This window comes from Borborobacter xinjiangensis (genome assembly GCF_047739745.1).
GTDB lineage: Bacteria > Pseudomonadota > Alphaproteobacteria > Rhizobiales > Rhizobiaceae > Pseudaminobacter.
Window position 1 is genome coordinate 103738 of sequence record NZ_JBLLVA010000009.1, and the last position, 17588, is coordinate 121325.

The 17588-nt window shown below is 63.8% G+C and carries 10 protein-coding genes and 1 pseudogene; 5 read left to right on the forward strand and 6 right to left on the reverse strand.

The window, feature by feature from the left end; genetic code table 11:
- Positions 1-78: 78 nt before the first annotated feature.
- A pseudogene (locus ACLKMW_RS12170) lies at positions 79-1181 on the reverse strand (RHE_PE00001 family protein).
- A 67-nt stretch (positions 1182-1248) separates the two neighbouring features.
- Between ACLKMW_RS12170 and ACLKMW_RS12175 the strand changes: the two are divergent.
- From ACLKMW_RS12175 to ACLKMW_RS12185, 3 genes are read left to right on the forward strand one after another with little or no spacing between them, the layout of a single operon-like run.
- A complete protein-coding gene (locus tag ACLKMW_RS12175; protein ID WP_415724733.1) occupies positions 1249-2901 on the forward strand; it encodes a transposase in 1653 nt (550 codons plus the stop codon).
- 1 nt (position 2902) lies between these two features.
- Positions 2903-3781 (forward strand): TniB family NTP-binding protein, encoded by an 879-nt coding sequence (locus ACLKMW_RS12180; protein WP_368804627.1) that lies wholly within the window; start codon positions 2903-2905, stop codon positions 3779-3781.
- On the forward strand, positions 3778-4869 hold the full coding sequence (locus tag ACLKMW_RS12185; protein ID WP_368804626.1) for a TniQ family protein: 1092 nt from the start codon (positions 3778-3780) through the stop codon (positions 4867-4869). Before ACLKMW_RS12180 ends, ACLKMW_RS12185 begins: the two co-directional genes overlap by 4 nt.
- Before the next feature lie 264 nt (positions 4870-5133).
- Here ACLKMW_RS12185 and ACLKMW_RS12190 read toward each other — a convergent pair whose 3' ends face one another.
- The 5 genes from ACLKMW_RS12190 to ACLKMW_RS12210 all read right to left on the reverse strand — a co-directional run bounded on the left by ACLKMW_RS12190 (position 5134) and on the right by ACLKMW_RS12210 (position 14807).
- Positions 5134-8637, reverse strand: coding sequence for an AAA family ATPase (locus tag ACLKMW_RS12190; RefSeq protein ID WP_368804625.1), 3504 nt, complete (start codon positions 8635-8637; stop codon positions 5134-5136).
- A 1-nt stretch (position 8638) separates the two neighbouring features.
- Positions 8639-9904 (reverse strand): metallophosphoesterase family protein, encoded by a 1266-nt coding sequence (locus ACLKMW_RS12195; protein WP_368804624.1) that lies wholly within the window; start codon positions 9902-9904, stop codon positions 8639-8641.
- 65 nt (positions 9905-9969) lie between these two features.
- Complete coding sequence (locus ACLKMW_RS12200) at positions 9970-13032, reverse strand: TrlF family AAA-like ATPase (RefSeq protein WP_415724734.1); 3063 nt, start codon at positions 13030-13032, stop codon at positions 9970-9972.
- Between the two features lie 131 nt (positions 13033-13163).
- The gene (gene scpB / locus ACLKMW_RS12205) at positions 13164-13853 is read right to left on the reverse strand and encodes an SMC-Scp complex subunit ScpB (protein WP_368804622.1); all 690 of its coding nucleotides are present in this window, start codon (positions 13851-13853) and stop codon (positions 13164-13166) included.
- Between the two features lie 3 nt (positions 13854-13856).
- Positions 13857-14807, reverse strand: a complete 951-nt coding sequence (locus tag ACLKMW_RS12210) for a DUF1403 family protein (RefSeq protein ID WP_368804621.1) — start codon at positions 14805-14807, stop codon at positions 13857-13859.
- Positions 14808-14932: 125 nt separating this feature from the next.
- Between ACLKMW_RS12210 and ACLKMW_RS12215 the strand changes: the two genes are divergently transcribed.
- Both ACLKMW_RS12215 and ACLKMW_RS12220 read left to right on the forward strand, forming a co-directional pair.
- Positions 14933-16165, forward strand: a complete 1233-nt coding sequence (locus ACLKMW_RS12215; protein WP_415724735.1) for a site-specific integrase — start codon at positions 14933-14935, stop codon at positions 16163-16165.
- A 447-nt stretch (positions 16166-16612) separates the two neighbouring features.
- Positions 16613-17524 (forward strand): recombinase family protein, encoded by a 912-nt coding sequence (locus tag ACLKMW_RS12220; RefSeq protein ID WP_415724736.1) that lies wholly within the window; start codon positions 16613-16615, stop codon positions 17522-17524.
- Positions 17525-17588 lie beyond the last annotated feature (64 nt).

The window sequence follows — 17588 nt, forward strand, 5'->3', positions numbered from 1 at the left end:
CTCAAGGGCTGCGTCTAGCGCCAAGTATAGGGGACTGGTCGGAATACGACCCGGCAGTAGGATGGTCTATTTCGACGGTTAGAGAATTCCCCAAGCCCGATATCGGCCTCTTCCCGTCATTTCGCGCAGACCTAGCTCGCCGATCAGGTTAAGCGCCCCTCTTGGGGTCACCCCCGCTGCCTTTGCCACCATTGCCGCCGATATGATTGGCCGGGACAGCACAAGGGAGACGGTGACGGGCAAATTGCTTGATGAGCGTCGGCCGCGGAGCCGACGCTCCATCAACTCCCGCGCCTGTGAGAGACGGGCAATCTCCTTCATGCCCGCGTCAGCCATGCCCGACATCGCCTCGAGGAAGGCCAACAGCCGCATCGTCCGAGCCCCTGCTCGACGCCGCTCCCGCGGGATCGACTTCAGCCCAACATTAAACGTCGGCAGGTGAGACACCACCTTGCCGCGCGATCGCAGATAGGCGCTCACAAGCTGTCCGCCGAGCCAGTGTTGCCGCTGCATCGGATCGAGGGTTTCCCAGGCATCAAAGAGCAGTGCAGCAGCCAATCCCGGTGGGAAAGCTTCCACGGCCTTCAGGACATTTCGCCAAAGCGATAGTCGTTCAGTTTCGCCCCACTCTGAGTCTCGGATCACAAGGTCGCCCACGGCCAGAACCGGACGTTCCGGTACGGCAACGGTGCTGCCCGTGACGAACTTTTCCATCAGCCGTTGCGACCGCTCGAGGACGGCATCGATATGCGCAAACTCAACGGCTAAGGGATTGGACTCCGTCTCGCCCAGTTCCTCAGCCTCCTCCCCTCCCCGCTCGACGACGGCATGACTGACCGCCTCGACCATCGCTGACGTCGCGCCTGTCAGAGCGGCCATGCCAGCTTCGCCGATCGACCAAGCTGCGTCGGCGGCCGCGATCCGGGCCGCGATCGCAGGATGGCATGCGCAATGGTCAGCTCGTGGGTCGGAGTTCGAATATCCATGTGGGCGTCGTGCAGAACGAGGTCCTCGACATGGACAAGTTCTCCGGCCACCCACATGCTGGCCGCAGCATCGAAGAAATGCCCTCGCTCGATGTAGCCCTGTCCGGCTGGGTTCCGGCGCACCGCCTCATCGAGGCGCGCCAATTGATCCTCTGTGTCGCTTTCACTTCCCGATTTCAATCGTGAGAACGTCATGTGTTGTTTAGGATTGGTCGCTACGAAGACCACGATTTTTCGCTAATGATTTCACTGACCACTCGCTTTGCCGAACCGATTGCACAGCCTGAAACCGGCGCCTGCTGCGTCACATTCCGAAGAAGCATGGGCGACGGCGCGCTACGTTGCGCGCGAACTCGACAGGATTCTGGACGGCTCGGGTTCCCGGCGGACGGCAATCGCACGCGCGGCCGCCGAGCTGCGCCTTTCGACGCGACAGGTCTACAATCTGCTGGCACGGTACCGTGTCGATCGCACGGTGACGTCGCTCTTGCCCGGCGGAGACAGGACCCGGAAGAAGCGGCTCCCGCAGGACATTGAGGGGATCATCGCGACGACACTGCGAGAGCAGTGGTTGGTGCTGGAGGCTCCACCCCTTGCTCCGGTCGTGGCCGAGATCCGCGCCCGCTGCGAGGAGGCGGGCCTCACTCCTCCGTCCTATCTAACTGTCGCTCGTCGGATACCCGCCCTGTTTAGCGCAGAGGAAATCGCAAAGAAGCGATCCGCGAACCCGAAACATCTCCATCGGCTCAGGGCCAGGCCCGGGTACATCCACGCGGCGTACCCGCTGGATGTCTGCCAGATCGATCACACGCCGACCGACATCAATTTCGTAGAGGTTGTCGAAGGCGGCGGAACGTTCGTCGGCCGGGCCTATCTGACGATCGTCACCGACGTGGCGACGCGCTGCATACTGGGATTCTGCCTCACGCTCGAAAAGCCGTCGGCGCTGTCGGTCGCCTTGTGCCTGGCGCAGGCAATGTGCCCGAAGGACGAATGGCTGGTTGCGCGCGGCATCGAGCATGGGTGGCCCATGTTCGGTCGACCGCGAGTGCTGGTCACCGACTCCGCCAAGGAGTTCAAAGAGAATGCCTTTCAGCGCGGGTGCGAGGACTACGGCGTTCGTATCCGCTACCGGGATCGCGGCCGCGTGCATCAGGGTGGCGTGGTGGAAAGGCTGCTCGGAAAGCTCAACGGCGTTCTTGCAACGCAGCCTGGCTCGACGGGCCGATCCGTGGCGGACCGCGACCAATATCCCGCGGAGCGCCTGGCGCGTCTCAGCTTCGCCGATCTCGAGCGATGCGTCGCGCTCGCGGTGATCGACCACAACCTGCAGCAAAATGCCAGAACCCTGAGGGTACCGGCATCAGAATGGGATCGGCAGGCACATGAACTTGCACGCTTCGACGATGATCCCATGCGGGTCCTGCTGGCATTCATGCCCGGAACGGGACGACGCATCTCGCCGCAGGGCGTTAGTATGTTCGCACTCGATTATTATTCACCCTGGTTGAGCGAGTTGGTTCCGCAGCGGGATCGGCTAGGAAAGCTCGAGCTTCGATACGATCCACGCGATATCAGCCACGTCTATGCCCGCGACCCCGAGACCCGGGAGTTTCGATCGGTGGAGCGGCGCGACGGCATGCTTGCGCCGATGACGTTGTGGGAGCACGAGGCTGATCGGCTGTCGCGACGCACCGCGAATGCACGAACGGACGTGGAGAAGGTGATGCTGCGCCGCCAAATAGCTGAGATCGCAGGCGGACCGAAGCCGTCCAAGGCAGATCTGCGCAATGCCGTGCGCAAATCTCACGCGGCAGACGCGCCCAAGCCCTACGACGCGATGCGGCCGGCAACGCCGGTGCCTGCCGACCATCCCGTTCGCCCAAAGCGCCGCCTGCCGGTAGAGGATTGGTGACGTGGCGGACCATCTGCTTGATCACGTTCGCCCGTACCTTGACCGCAGCACGGAAGAGCGGATCGCCTACATCCAGGTGCCTCGGTGGATCGGACATCAGGTGGCGCTCATAGCGCACGAACGTCTTGCCGAGCTTCTGTCGCGGCCGCCATCGCTGCGGACCCGAGGACTGATGCTCGTCGGACCATACGCCAACGGCAAGACCATGATCGCCGAACGCTTCGCCGTCGGACATTTGAGAACAGCCGAACAGCAGCGGGTGTGGGTGGTGCAGACGCGCGAGGGCGCGGGCCTTGCACATTTCTACGGCAGTATCCTGCAGGCGTTGCGAGCACCGACGGGCAGCAGCCGGGATGTGGGTCGCAAAGCCGAGCAGGTCGATCATCTGCTCGAGAGGCTGAAGCCCAGGATTCTGATTTTCGATGAGTTTCACAATGCTCTCCGCGGCCGTGCACGCGACGTTGAGGCCGTGCTTGCCTTCCTACGGAGGATCGGCCGCCAGTTCGACATCTCGCCGGTTCTGATCGGCGAGGTCGCCGTCTATGACTTCGTGAATCAGACCGCTGAAATGGCGACCCGGTTTGATCTTCACGCCGTGCCGCGTTGGCAATATGGCGAGGAGTTTCTTGCGCTGCTTGACAGCCTTGAGAGCGCCTTGCCGCTCGCCCGCGCCTCCGATCTGTCGGATGAAACGCTAGCGCGAAGGATCTTCCAGCTCTCCGAAGGACTGATCGGTGAGGTCGTGGCGATCGTTACTGCGGCGGCCACGACCGCTGTGAGATCAGGCGAGGATCGGATCACGAAATCGAACATCGAGGCGCTGAGCTACGTCCCGGTCTCGAAGCGCCGCCGGGCGCCGGTTCGCGATGACCTGCTTTGAGGGTTGATACCGCACGGGCCGACTTCGCGATCGAAATCCGCGAGCGATATGGTGATGTCGCACGGGACTGTTGGCCGGTCTCCGTCGACCCGCTCGCGGACGAACTCCTGTCGAGCTGGCTACACCGTCTTGCGCTCGCGAACGGCATCGCGCCGCGGTCGTTCGCGGGTGTCTTCGGGCTCGACGAGAGGATGTGGTCGCCGCGCCTAGATCTTCAGCTACCGCGTCACGTCGCAGGGGTGCTTGCCGATGAGACAAGCGTTCCGCAGGGGGCGATCTCGGCAATGATGATTAGCGGCTGTTCGATGGCCACGCTCCTGCTGCCGCTGCGCGACAGCGCACACAGGAACCGTTCGACCTGGATGCAGTATTGCCCCCAATGCCTTGCAACGGACGAGGCGCCGTATTTTCGGCGGCAGTGGAGGCTGGCATCGCGCGTGTCATGCTTTGTGCATGGCTGCGGGCTTCGGGATCGATGCCCGGCCTGCCGCGCCGGCGTCGCGGCCTTCGACCACGGCGAACTCCTTCCGCAGCATATTTGCGCACGATGCGGGTTCGACCTGCGCGCTGCTCCGAAGGCCAAGGTCAATGCGGCCGCACGTCAGCTGGAACGCGCGATCGCAGACATATGCAGGGTGGAGGCGGTCAAGAGCTCGACGAAAACGAGTGACGCCGTCACGCGCGTGCAGCGCATGCCGATAGCCGCCGAGGTCCGGTCGGGGAGAACACTCACGAACCTGTCGACCGCCGCGCGCATTCGCTGCTTCGAAGCGCTCGCAGCAAAAACTCCTGACTGGCTTGTGAACGACATGGACGCCGCCGGGGCATACCGTCGCTGGATGATCGTGGCCGCGGGCGGCCATGAGCCCATGATCGCGCGCTTTGCGGATTTCCTGGACGCGCACCAACGTTCGCCACGACGGAAGCGCTCCCCACCTGTCGCCGGCCGATCCGCGCTGTTCGCCGCCTATTTCCAGATCATGCGACCTGGCGACGGCCATAGAGGGAGGCCGCCGGCTCCCACATTGACGATCGACAGCACAAAGAATGCAGGGAGCGACAGCAATACAATAGTCTCTTGTTCATAGTCTCCCTGAAATCAGACAACCATCGCGCCAGTCAGCACTCCCGTTGGGGGTGCTACCGCCGATCCGGTCCTGGAGCTCGGCGAGCTGATGCGCAATGACATTGTTCATTATCACGGCTTTCGCGGGGCCATGCTGGCGCGGCTCAAACCGGAAGCGTCGGGAACCAACATCCCGGCCGGCTGCTGATCGGCAGCTCCACTCTTATTGAAACAGTCGCATTCTCATGCCTGGCTGCCAAGTGACGGAAACGTCCGAAACGCTCCGTCAGGCGATTTGACGTTGTGCCGGGACGTCGTCGATCATGTGCAAACGTGCGGTTGGGGACACCTTGCGAACGATGTCGCACAAATGGAGATGGTGTGTGAGGTAGATCACCTGTCCGGCTTGCGCCATGTCCGCGAACAGGCGGAACGCCTCCTCCGCCCGAAAATCGTCGAAGGTCTCCATGATGTCGTCGGCGACGAACGGCACGGCGCTGCGTGCCCGCACGAACTCGTAGTATCCCGCGACACGCAGCGCCAGATAGAGTTGGAATCGGGTGCCTTTCGACAGCTCCGCGGCAGCCTTCGAACCCCCAGTCGCAGAAAGCGCGATGAGCGTCTCGCCGTCCTTTCCGGGCTGGGCGGCCAGACCCGTATAGGCGCCGCGGCTGATGGTGCAGAACGCCGCCGAGGCCCGCGCCATCATGGAGCTGCGATGGCGCTCGCGATAGGTGGCGAGTGCCTGCTCCGTTGCAGCGATACCTGCGCGTAGCTGCAGACAGCGCACCGCTCCATCCTCGATTTCGAGCAATGTCGTACGTCGGCGCTCATCGATGCCGGCAACCCGGGCGTCACCCCCGATCGCCTCCACCTGGTCGATAGCGGCCGAGCGCGTCGCAAAGAGCTCGTGACAACGCTTGTCCTGGTCCTCGAACCGGGCTCTGAGCTCGATCAGCTCCGCTTCCAGCGCCGGCCGATCCGCCGCATCGAGGGCAGCTTCGGCGCTCTGGAGATCAGGCGCGCGCACCGCGTCGAGGATCTCACGGCCGGCATCCTCGGCCTGTACACTGAACTCGGCCCGCCGCGCGATGTCAGAAAGCTTATCCGACACCTCAGCCAGAGACACGACCTCGAAGAACGCGGTCATCCGGTGCTTCTGCTCGTCGTGGATCGCCGACGTATCGGCAAGCGCGCGCTGCCGCCCCCTCGCCTGTTCCAGTCGTTCGAGCAGCTTCGCGCGCCTGTCGCGCTCGGTACCGGCTTCCCTGACCTTCTCGGCGATGCGCTGCGCCAATTCGATAACCGGCCCGGTTCCGACCGGGATCCCCAACCCGCCCGCGAGGCTCGCCACCTCGTCGCGAAACGCGGCCTGGTCTTTCTCCATCTTCTCGATGCGGTCGACGAGGCCTGCCCGCTTCTCGATCGCCGGCGCGAGGTCGACAATCGCCACGAGGATCTCGCGAACGACGCCGATGGTCGGCACCTCGGCGGTATCGGCGAGCCAGCAGCCGCGGCAAGTCGTGGACCATGCCTCGGTCCAGGCCCCCTCGCCCGCTCCTGCCTTCTCGGCCGCACGCTCCCGCAACGCGACGTCGCGCCGGCGCTCGTCCAGCTCGGCACGCAGGCGGCGCAGCTCGGCCTCGCGGTCGACTGCTGCCTGGGCATAGGCGAGCAGCGCATCAAAGCCCGCATCGGGCTCCCGGGGCAGGCCAGCCCGGCCGAGCGCAGCGCGCAGCCGCTCCGTCGCCGCAGCGGCATCCAGCTGCGCGGCGCGAAGATCCTGGTCGGCGGTCCGGACCGCCTCGCGCGCGTCGAGGGCGTTTTCCCGGCGGGCAAGCCAGTCCTCGATCGCCGGCAGGGATGGTGCAGAAGCGAGCGAAGGCGCGATTGCGTGAACTGCCTCGGCCACCTCGGCATCGAGACCATCCAGGGCAGCAGCCGCACGGTCCCTGAGCTCGACGGCCCGGTCTAGATCGGCTCGCGCGACGGCGAGCGCCTGCCCGTTCTGGTGCAGCTTCGCTAGCTCGGACATGTGCGAGAACCGCCCGGCGCCGATGATGTCGTCATGGCGCAGCACGGCCTCGAAGGCATCGGCCGACGCGGCATCGAGATCGCGCCGATGCGCGGCCCAGGCCTGCTCGCGGTGGGCCCGGATCTCGGCGGCCTCCTGATCCGTCACGACGCCCGTCGTGGACGAAAGGCTAGCGCGCTCTGCCTCCAGGTGGCGGACCAGTGTCGTCAGCCGTTCGGTCTCGCTCTGATGCCGGGCCAGCATGGCCTCAGCCTCGCCCCGCGCCGCCTTCCAGCGCCGCATGCTGTCGGGGCCGGGGCACGGCAGGACGACGAGATCATCCGCCGTGCCTTGCCAGGGGCGCAGCGCCTTCAGGCGGTCGGCGAGCGCCTCGACAGCGGCGGCGCGGGCCCGATCGGCCAGGCGATGCCGCACATGGTGATCGGCGGAACGCGTCTGCTCGACGGTTATCACCAGCGCCGCCATCGACCGCTCACGCTCTTGCGAAGCCTGCGGATCCACGCCGGGCTCCGGCAGCCGGGCCGCGGTTTCGTCGAGCCGACGGCGCGCCTCGATGAGTTCCGCGGCAGCGGTATGTATCGCGGCGTCGATGCCGGAGCGAGCTTCGATCAGTTCGCGCAGACGGCCGGCCGTCGCCGCCGTCAGGATGAGGCGGCGGGGCTCGACCTCCCCTTCCCGCTCGATCCGCTGGAGGATTGCCGAGATAGCGAGGTCCGCCTGCCGAAGTTGCAAACGCCTCTCGGGAATGTCCCGCTCCGCCGTCACATGGCGCGCTCGGAGTTCGCCAAGCCGCTCCACCGCTTCGCAAAGCCGCAGGGCGGCCTCGTCCACGACGATCGCTTCGACTTCATCCGCGAGTCGACGGACGTCTTCGGCGATCGACTGGGTCTGGACGCCGAGTTCGATCTCCTGTTTCTGAAGCCTCGACAGCTCGCTCGCCCAGCCGGGCGGGGCCTCGGGGACGTCCGCAAGGGGAGCAAGGCGCTCGCGTATGCCGCGCAGCGCCGCAAGTCGCGGCAGCGCTGCGAGATGGCGCTGGATCTCGTCCATGCGCGACTGGGTGCGGGTGCGCTCGGTAACCGCCTCATCATAGTGCGCCCTGGCCCGGTCCCGAGTCTCGACGAGCCGCGCATGGTCCGACGCCAGGGTGTCGAAGCGCTCCCGCTCCGCCTTCAGTTCCGTGAGCCGCGCCTTGAGGTCCGCAAGCGCGCCGCTGCGCGCGCGATACCGGTAGAATCCGTCCGCTTCTCCCCTCAGGTCGAGGAGCTTGTGGCTGAGATGCGCGAGACCGGCGCTGGCGGAGAACAGCAATTGCCCGAGATCGCCCTTGCTCGCCAGGATGCTTTCGCCACCCTTTTCGAGCGTCTCATCGTCGAGCGAGAACATAGTGCGATAGGCGTCGCGCTCGATGCCGCCGAGCTCGCCGCGGATGGCGCTTTCGGCGATCGGCCGGTCCTCGGCGTCAAGCAGACTGTTCTGCGGCCGCTTGATGCGCGCGAACTCCCTCGTTTCGGTGCCGAACTCCAGCGCTCCGCCGATCCGCATGGCGGAATAGGGATGGAGGAAATCGAACGGGCTCTGCGCGCCGATCCCGAACAGCAGGTCGAGAAATGCCGCGAACGCCGTCGATTTGCCCGCCTCGTTCGGCCCGTAGATGACGTGCAGGTCCGGTTGTCCTTCGACCCGCTCGCCGAAATCGATGCTGCGGTCGGTGAACTTCCCGTACCGGGTGAGGTCGAGGCGGCGCAGGCGCATGTCAGGCACCCTCCCCGGCGGCCTCGAAACGCGCCATCACATCCTCCGCGCCGTCGCGCGCCAGGCGCGTGAGTGCATCCCTGAAGGACGCCTCGTCGGAGCCGAAGGCATCACGGCATTCCTGCGGGAGCTGCGCCCTAAGCTCCTCGGCCATGCCGAGGAGCTCGGCCTGGAAGGCGTCGGAGCCGAGGATGTCGTCCCCGATAAGGCGATGGAGTTCGGACAGCGGATCCCCCGACGACTCCACCCTCTGCCCTGGCAGATGGCAGGCGATCTCCAGCTTCTCGACCCAGCTGGCCCCGATGACCGAAGCTCGCTGATCGGCTTCGGTCTTCAACAGATCCGCGTCACGCCGAAGGCGCCACGCCAAAGGCGTCGCCCCGGTCACCTGCAGGCGGGCAACGAGATGCTCGGAGCGGACTGCGTCCCGCTCCTTCTCCAGCGCGCGCGTCACCCCCGCCACGAGATCCCGCCAGTCTTCTAGTCCGGTGGCGTCGACGGCAACACGTTCGAATTGCGCGATGCTGGTGTAGCGCTGCTCGATATGGACGGAGCGATCGTCGTCGATGGCAACGAGCGTGACGGACTTAGCGCCGGCCTCGTTGATGTCACGCCCCTGCGGCATGCCAGGCATCACGACGGCGCCCCGCTCCTCGACGATCGAGCGCTTGTGCACATGGCCGAGAGCCCAGTAGTCGAAGCCGGTGGCCTGAAGCTCGGCGACGCTGCATGGCGCATAGAGGTCGTGGCCGGGCGCGCCGCCGAGGCTGGTGTGCAGCATGCCGATATTGACCGCCCCATCCACCGCGGGCCGGTACTTGGCAAGCAGGCTTTCGGGCGCATGCGGCTGGGCGAAGCTCAGGCCGTGGATCACGATGGGGAGGCCGCCGGGTGCGCGATCGACCTCCACCGCCTCGGCACGTCCGCTGAACAGCTTGACCGACTCCGGAAGCACGAGTTCCTTGGTGATCCTTGCGATGGCATCATGGTTTCCGCGGATGATGAAGACGCGGATACCGGCCTCGTGCAGGCGCCGGAGCTGCTCGGCCAGGAAGCGGGCCGTCTTCATCGAGGTCTGGTCGCCATCATAGAGATCGCCGGCGATCATCAGGGCATCGACCTGTTCGTCCAGGCACAGATCGACGATCCGCACGAAGGCGCGCCGCGTCGCATTGCCGATCAGCTCCGCCAGCTCGGCATCGCGCAGTGCGAGCGAGCGGAGTGGGGAGTCCAGATGAATGTCCGCTGTGTGGACGAAGCGGTACATGCTCTACCTCCCCTTCGCGCACAGTCCGCCGATGATAGTGTCGACTTCGATGTTTTGCTCGGCCCTCAATGGTACTTCTGACCTCTGTTGTCGAAGGCGGCCTTGGTGCCCTCGAGCACATCGACCACCGCTCGGTTTATGATGCCGTCTTCGATTGACCCTGAATGGTAGGAGATGCGTGCGCCGTTCTTCCTGTCGAACGTCGCGTGGATGATCTGCTCGGCATCACACACGACTGCCAAGTTGGGGTTGTGGGTGACCATGATGATCTGCCGAGACTTCTTCGCCTCATTGAGAACCGGCACAAGCAGGCTCACCACCGTCTCGTTGTCCAGATTTTCCTCCGGCTGATCGAGCACGATAGGGTTACGACCCTTGTCGACGAGTAGGTAAAAGATCAGGAGGAGTGCGCCACGCTGTCCCGGCGACAGCTGTTCGATCTGAGTATCTTGGAAGAGCAGCGTATATTTCGGCTCCAGGTACTGCAGACCGAATATATAGCTGTAAACGTCCGCGGGCTCCTTATCCTTGCGCATAAGCGCCCGGATGCCCGGAGTGTTGCTTGTCGCTTCCGCGCTTTCGGACAGCAGCGACGCCATGTCCTCGGCAAATCCTGTCGCATCAGTCGCACTCTCGAAACGGTACTTCTCGAATCGGCTACGCACGGCAGAGAAACTCTCGTCTTCGCCGCGAAGCTCACCTTTGCTCTGTTTGATGGCACTGAACAGATTCGTTGCAATCGCGTCAGGAGAGCCCAGCAGCTTTGCCTGGAACTGGAGCTTGTACTCCTCGCGGATCAGCGCGTTGCCCTGAATCAATCGCTGCAACGGTGCAAACAACGCCTCACGCGCCGCGCGCTGTTCTTCGAGAACGTCGAAAATCTGTGTGGTGATCTCCTTTCGGGACGCCCGCCGCTGATCCAACAGGGCGGGCAGTTCCTCAATTTGCGCGACGCGACGCTGCAGACCTTTGAGGCTTTCCGGCTCGGTAACCGAGCCCTCGATCGCTTCCAGGGCGGTTTGCCAATCCTTCAAAGCCTGTACATACGCTTGGTACTTCTGCTGTGGCTCGTTCAGCGTCTCTGCCAGGAGTTTTTGCTCGGCAACTAGTGCGGACTGCGTTGCCGTCGCGCTCTCGATCTTTGTCGCGATCTCTCCGTCATTGGCGACGAGAGCCTTTTGGTAGTCCACCAACACTGCACGGTTGACGGTAAGGGTGACGATCTCCTCGGGCTTCAGATTGACCAGAGCGAGATCATCGGCGATCTCGGATATGAACGTCGTGAACTGCTTCTCGAACAATCCTATGCGCTCGGTGATGCTGCGGATCGACCGCTGCTTTCTCCCGATCATCTGCCGGTCCTCGCCGGCCTTCTTGCCTTCCGCAGCCGCCGTCTCGAGCGCCGCCGCGATTTCCGCGAGGCGGGCACTCGCCCGCTTCTGATCGTCGGTGAGCTCTTCCGTGGGTTGTGCGACGGCAGGGGGCTTGATCGCCGTGTGTTCCTCGATCTGCTTCGCCTTCAGCTTGATCTGCTCATCGAGGTTTTTCCGGACGTTCGGATGGAGCTGGTCTTCTGTATCGACGATCTGCTCATTAAGTGCACGCAGCGATTTGCGAAGCTCGTTTACGCGAGCCCGGAACACAATCTCCTGCTTCTCGATGAGCTGGTCGAAACTGAGGGCGTCAAGACGCACGTCGGTTGGTACGTGCGAAAAAATGACCTCCCGGAGCTCCTTTTCGAACTCATCGGTCTTCCCCGACACGTGATCGTTGCACAGAGCTTCGAACCGCCCCTGCGGTATGTACCGCACCAGTTCGACGCGTTCGCCAGAGGGATCGTCGGACAGGCTCATCACGCAAGGATCGCCGGCGAGCCAAGTGAGCTCGCCGACGAACTGACGGGCCGGCTCTCCCGCCTTTCCGCGGAAGCGATCACGTTTCAGGAAGGAGAAATGGGCGCTTTGCTGGGAATTTCCCAAGAGCGCCACGATGTCGGCGAGCGCACTCTTGCCGCTTCCTTTGTTCCCGATGATCGCCACCAGATCGGGATTCAGAGGGATTTCAATCCCGTGCAACCACGCGTCAGACAGCGTGCTACCGGCGGCTTTCGTGATGCGAATGCGGTCGATGTAGAAGGTTTTGTGCTGATTGATGCGATCCAGCTTTGGCGGTCGTTCCCCCAGGAACGACCGCTTCGCAGGCTCCTTGAGCACCTGCAGCAACCCCTTCCAAGTCGGATCAGCCTTGATCCATGTGCGTTTCCCGGATGGGAAGTCGCCGTAACCACGCTTTTCGTTCGTACCGTTCCCCCGGAAACAGTGCGCATCGCTCCCCGAGATGGCGAGCCTGGGAACGCCTTTCAGAGCTGCCTGGAAATTGGCGATCCAATTCTTGTTGCCCTCCGTCTGTACACCGCAGAAAGCGGCCCACAGATCCGGCTTTCGCGTCTCGAATATGGGTGATGATTCAAATAACCCGAGCGCGTATGCGTAGTGGTCGGACCACTTGACCGAGGCGAGCCCATCATTCGTGGAGAAGGGCATGAAGCCGACGGCCCGACCGCCGGGCACCTGGCGGATCGCCTCCTTATAGGAATCGACGTTCACCTCAGCGACCATACAACCCGCTCGGAAAGCCTCTACTTCGTCTGAATCGATCTTGCTCTTTTCAAATCCATGATTTGCCAACTTGTCGGCGCCCACGTAGCGGGCGTACGCAATTAATGCGTCGCGAGAGAGCGGCTGATTGATAAGCTCGAGCTTCAAACGGGACAGAAAGTCCCTGAGATGCTGGTCGTTGATCTCGTTGGAGAAAAGGACGTGAGCGTTGAGCCGGCCATCCATGGGCGCCATGAGGCGCAATTCTATGCCGGGAAACACGGTCTTCTCGAGAGCCGGCGCGCCACCTTCCGTTTGCCGCCTCTTCAAGGCGAACCAACCGTCAAACGACCAGTAATCCATGAGGCCGAACGCGATCGGAGCAGCGTCATTGAGGGCGCGTATCATCTCGTCGACGAGATGATTATTTTGGGCTTGATCAAGGCCGAAGCGCTCTCCGTCCCAATGAAATGAGGATGGCGAGTGTATGTGCAGATCCCACTCCCGCCACAAAGACCCCCTCGAAAACATTCGTCCACTCCCTCCCGGCGCGTGCTCATTCATGGTCGAGCGCATACATTGATTTCAGGCTGCGAATGATCGGCCCTCTATTTACTGCTCGATTTCAGAAAGACACATCACCCTCGCGCCCTGTTTCCTATTTATTCGCTGAAATCTAAGCCCACGTCCTCGGCTTCACCCTCTTCTGCCGAGAGATCACTAGCTAAGATTGGTATGTCGCCCGCCAGCAGCCTGTCCTTACTGAGCAGGCCAGCATCTTCCAACGCCTCCATGTCGGGTAGATCACGCAGCGTGTCGAAGCCGAAGTGAGAAAGAAATCCCTTCGTCGTGACATAGGTGTAGGGCGCGCCCGGCTGCGGCGATCGCGGCCCGGCAGCGATGAATCCCAGGGAGCGCAGATGCCCAATCATGTCCCGGCTGACTTCCTTGCCGAAGAACTGGCTGAGCTCGCCGCGGGTGATCGGCTGGAAATAGGCGATGCACATCAGGATCAGAGCATCCGACTGTGACAGCGGCTTGGTCTCGGCCCCAAGGCCGGTTGCGGCACGGATGGCGTCGGCGAAACCCTTCTTCGTGCGATGCTGCCAGCCGCCGGCCACAGCGATGAGCTCATAGGGGCGGCCGCGCAGCTCGTCCCGGATGTCGTCGATGATCAGATCGAGGTTGCACTCGCGCCCGACGACGCGGGCCAGCACCTCCCGCCCGACCGGCTCGGGCGAGGCAAAGATCACCGCCTCGACCCGGCCCATCCATTCGCGCCAGCGCAGCTCGGCCGGCAATTCCGCGAGTTCGATATCGAGTCCCTCCTCGTGTCGCGCCCGCTTCGCCATGGTCTAAAGCCCGTAGAGCCGGAAGGCCGGCCGGCCGGAGAGCTCGCGCACCGCGCCGAGCGTCTCAAGGCGTTCGAACAGGCGCCGGGCACCCCAACGCGACAGGCGCGTGGTTTGCAGCGTGCCTGGCACGGCATCGTCGTCAAGCAACAGCCGGATCGCCTCCCCTGCTCCTTTCGCGCGCAACTTCGGCGCCACGGCATCGAGCCGCGCCGCGCGGCCAGCGAGATCGCCGGCGAGCCGGCAGGCCTCCCCCGCCGCCTGTGCGAGCGCCACGCAGACCGCGCGCTGGAACCCTTCTCCTCCCAGGCGAATGCGGCCACGACCGCCCTCGGCCCGGAAGGCGTTGCTGCGCGCCTGCGCGACGAGGATCGGCACCGGCCGCGGCCAGCGCAGCCGCAGCGCCATCACCTGGTCGGCGAGCCACCAGCCGAGCAACTCGGCGTCGGGCCGCAACGCCTGAACGTCGCCGGCGATCGTGGCCGCGGCAAAGGGCGGGGGAGCTCCGCTGCGGGTGAGATCGCCGACCCGATCCACCAGCGGCGCCAGCTCGTCGCCCCAGCGTAGGCCGAGCAGCCCTGCCGTCGATCGCAACGTGTCCAGATCGACCCCGGGCGAGCGAGCGGCGAGGCGCTTCCAGGCGGCGAGAATGGTTCCGGCGGGACCGGGATCGTCGCCCGCCTGGCGCAGGTGCCAGGCATCGCGCAGAGCGGCCTCGTCCTCCGTGCGGCCGACGACAGACACGGCTGCGGCCGCGCATTTCAGGGCGAGGCGCTGGCGCCAGGCGCCGGCCCAGGGCGGATCTGACCGCACCAGATTATCCAGGGAATTCAGGGCGGAGCCGGCGAGGAAGGCGGCCTCCGCTTCACTCGTCACCGGCCCGCGCGGCACAGCCCAGCCCGGCACGATCGGCGGCGCGGGGGAGCTGGCGGTCGCGGGATCGAGGCGAATCATGATTCCGAGGGTAAAATGCCGGTGCGCTTTGCGCCATCATTTTCGCCATAAAACGCACAGGCTGTAGGCGGACCAAAACGACCGATAAAATTGCATTATCCGTCGTTTTCGTCTTTATATAGAGAATGGCCTCTCTCGTCGATCAGAACCCCGACAAACGTGCTGGGCATCGCTCCGCTCGATCACAGGAAACGTCCCAGGATGTCGACCAAACCGCGCCGGCGGCCTCGGCCGAGCCCGAGGGATCGAGCGCCGACGACATGCCTGACATTATCGACGTCGTCCTGGAGATGGGTCGTGCACCGGAAGAGCCGGCGGTGGAAGCCGGAGCGCCTTCCCCTCCCCTTCCGGTCGTTTCGACCCCGCGACTGCCGGAGCATCTTGATGCGCTCGCGGACCGCGCCCGCGATTATGTCGAGGCGGCGAGTTCGGTCAACACGCGCCGCGCCTACGCTTCGGACTGGAAGCAGTTTGCGAGCTGGTGTCGTCGGCAGGGCGTCGAGATGTTTCCGCCCGATCCGCAGGTGATCGGGCTCTACATCACCGCCTGCGCTTCGGGAAAGGCCATCGGGGACAAGAAGCCGAACTCCGTGTCGACGATCGAGCGCCGGCTTTCGGCGCTGACCTGGAACTATGCGCAGCGTGGCCAGCCGCTCGACAGAAAGGACCGCCATATCGCCACGGTCATGGCCGGTATCCGCAACAAACACGCCGCCCCACCCCGGCAGAAGGAAGCGGTCTTGCCCGAAGACCTGATCGCGATGTTGGAAACGCTCGATCGCGGCACGCTCCGCGGCCTGCGCGATCGCGCCATGCTGCTGCTTGGCTTCGCCGGTGGCCTGCGCCGTTCGGAGGTCGTCGGCCTCGACTGCGGCCGCGACCAGACCGAGGATTCGTCCGGCTGGGTGGAGATTTTCGACAAGGGCATGCTGTTACGGCTGCGCGGCAAGACCGGCTGGCGCGAGGTCGAAGTCGGACGCGGCTCATCCGATACGACCTGTCCTGTCGTGGCGCTGGAAACTTGGCTCAAGCTCGCGCGCATAGCCCACGGGCCACTCTTCCGGCGTGTTACCGGCCAGGGCAACGCCGTGGGCGGCAATCGGCTCAACGACCAGGAGGTCGCCCGCCTCGTGAAGCGCACAGCGCTGGCAGCCGGCGTGCGCGGGGATCTGCCTGAAGGCGAGCGCGGGATGATGTTTGCCGGCCATTCGCTGCGGGCCGGCCTGGCGTCTTCAGCCGAAGTCGACGAACGCTATGTTCAGAAGCAGCTCGGTCACGCGAGCGCCGAGATGACGCGCAAATACCAGCGCCGTCGCGACCGCTTCCGCGTCAATCTCACCAAGGCGTCCGGGCTGTAGAAAGCCCCCTCCCCTCCCCCGTTTTCGGCCGCCGGACAGCGGATTGAGAGAGCAGAACTTTCACCTTAGCGTTTCAATTGAAATCGCGAAGTAAAACCGACACTCTGCCCGCGCAATGGCAGGAAGCAGCGCCTGTAGGGGCAAATCACCGATTTCGTAATCCATTGATTTCACTCGGTTCCACCGTCGTTACGGAAGTTAACATAACTTTGTCTTCCGTCACATAGACGAAATTTCCCGCGCGTGTACTGTATAGAAGAGACTAGGCCTTGCCGATTGAACAACGGTGCGACGGCCGTGGCTCTGATCAACGAGAAGCGCCATTTCCAACGGTTTCGGGCGTACGACGACCCATACAAAGAGCTCAAGAGACGTTTACAAACGATCGGTTATCCCTATCCTCTGTGTTTGGAATCCCATCGATGAATTCATTCTCAGGCACTTCAAATGGCTGCTGACACACGACCACAGGGCCGCCTGATCGGCTATGCGCGCGTCTCCACTGACGAACAGGCGACAGAAGCACAGGAGATGGAGTTACGCACCGCCGGCTGCGACGCGGTCGTCCAGGAACATGGTTCAGGCACATCCCGCGCCCGCCCTGCGCTGTCTAAGCTTCTGCGTGACATCCGTGCCGGCGACACCCTTGTCGTCGTCCGGATCGACCGCCTGGCGCGCTCCGTGAGCCATCTCCTCGAAGTGATCGAGCGCTTGACGGAGAAAGGCGTCCACTTCAGGTCACTGCGGGATCCAATCGACACCACGACCCCGCAAGGGATGTTTTCGCTGCAGGTCCTCGGCGCCGTGGCGCAGCTGGAGCGCTCGCTGATTTCCGAACGTACCAAGGCCGGGATAAAGGTCGCCAAGGCTAAAGGACGATTGCCAGGCAATCCTGGGATCCGTGAACGCCGGCCGGAAGCACTTGCCAAGATGACGGCCGCGCAGAAGGCCGCTTACGGCACACGCATCCAGGCTACGGCCAGTCAATGGCTTCCAATCGTTCGGCGTATGCGACCCGACCATACCTGGGATGATATCGCCCGCGTGCTGAAACAGCGCGGTCTCGACTGGACGCCGGAACGTCTCCGACGAGCTGTCAAATGGATGGTTTCCGAAGGCATGGCGGATGCGGCGCTGCTCCGCAAAGCGCCACCTCGCCTGCCTGAAGACCGGCTGATGACGCTGGTTGTCGGCATCCACTCATCGAACCAGAGCCTGACATTGCGGGAGATAGGCGGACAACTTGAGAAACTTCACGAGCGCACCCCACGCGGCGGGACCAAATGGTCTCCCTCTTCGGTCAAAAATCTTCTTGACCGCGCGAGACGATCCGGACTTCTCGCAAGCGAAGCTGTGTGACCATCCCTTGACCATCGAGGTGTCAGGAGCATATATAGTCATATGTGACCACTTTGCGGAGGCG

Coding starts and splice junctions, on each gene's coding strand:
- ACLKMW_RS12220 (WP_415724736.1), top strand. CDS start 16,613: ATGGCTGCTGACACACGACCACAGGGCCGCCTGATCGGCTATGCGCGC.
- scpB (WP_368804622.1), bottom strand. CDS start 13,853: ATGGCGAAGCGGGCGCGACACGAGGAGGGACTCGATATCGAACTCGCG.
- ACLKMW_RS12215 (WP_415724735.1), top strand. CDS start 14,933: ATGGCCTCTCTCGTCGATCAGAACCCCGACAAACGTGCTGGGCATCGC.
- ACLKMW_RS12195 (WP_368804624.1), bottom strand. CDS start 9,904: ATGTACCGCTTCGTCCACACAGCGGACATTCATCTGGACTCCCCACTC.
- ACLKMW_RS12210 (WP_368804621.1), bottom strand. CDS start 14,807: ATGATTCGCCTCGATCCCGCGACCGCCAGCTCCCCCGCGCCGCCGATC.
- ACLKMW_RS12200 (WP_415724734.1), bottom strand. CDS start 13,032: ATGTTTTCGAGGGGGTCTTTGTGGCGGGAGTGGGATCTGCACATACAC.
- ACLKMW_RS12190 (WP_368804625.1), bottom strand. CDS start 8,637: ATGCGCCTGCGCCGCCTCGACCTCACCCGGTACGGGAAGTTCACCGAC.